Genomic DNA, 892 nt, shown 5'->3' on the forward strand with positions numbered 1-892 from the left:
TGTAAATCCATCTCCCAATTGGAAAGCAAGTACAGCAACTTGTCTAGGAACTCCAACTAAGTCAGCAAGTGGTGCCATGATTGGCATAGTAAGTGCAGCTTGACCAGATCCAGATACAACGAAGAAGTTGAATGTAGATTGGAAGAAGTACATTGCTATCGCTGATAAAGAAGCGTGTAGGTGACTAAGAATTCCAGCTACAGAGTTAAGAACTGTGTTTAAAACTGTAGGTGTTCCTGCATCTACTCCACCTAAAACTAGTACGATTCCTTTTGCCATACCAACAACTAAGGCAGCTCCGATTAGCTCCTCTGCTCCTTTTCTGAAAGATATAGCGATATCATTAACAGTCATGTTATTTAGGTTGAATATAACTCCAATTATTCCAGAGATAATACCCATAATTGTGAATTGAGCAGCGATTTCAGGAAGATAGTAACCATGTAATACAACTCCCCAAACAATCCAAGACATCCCTAAGAATATAGTTAAAAATACTAATTTATGACCAAACTTGAACTCTAAATCTTCAGATTCATCCGCTTTAAAGTCATCTCTAAAGAATTTGTCAGTCTCATAAGAGATTGATAATTCAGGATTGGCTTTAACTTTTTTAGCATAGTTCATAGTGTAAACAATTCCAAACGTTGTAAAGAATATCCACATAGCTATTCTAAACATAGCTCCTGAAAGTACTGGAACTCCGGCAACTCCTTGAGCTATAGCCACACTGAATGGATTCATCCAAGATGTAGCAAAACCAATTTGAGTTGAGATGTAACACATAAAGATACCTGTAATAGAATCATATCCCATACCAACAACAATAGGTATTAAAATCATAGCAAATGGTATAGCTTCCTCTCCCATACCAAATACAGCTCCACCAAGA

The 892-nt window shown here is 37.1% G+C and carries 1 pseudogene; it reads right to left on the reverse strand.

The features are described from left to right. Positions 1-892 (reverse strand): annotated as a pseudogene (locus L988_RS10595) (putative basic amino acid antiporter YfcC); the annotation flags it as partial.

Origin of the sequence: Cetobacterium sp. ZWU0022 (assembly GCF_000800875.1) — a bacterium.
Lineage (GTDB): Bacteria > Fusobacteriota > Fusobacteriia > Fusobacteriales > Fusobacteriaceae > Cetobacterium_A.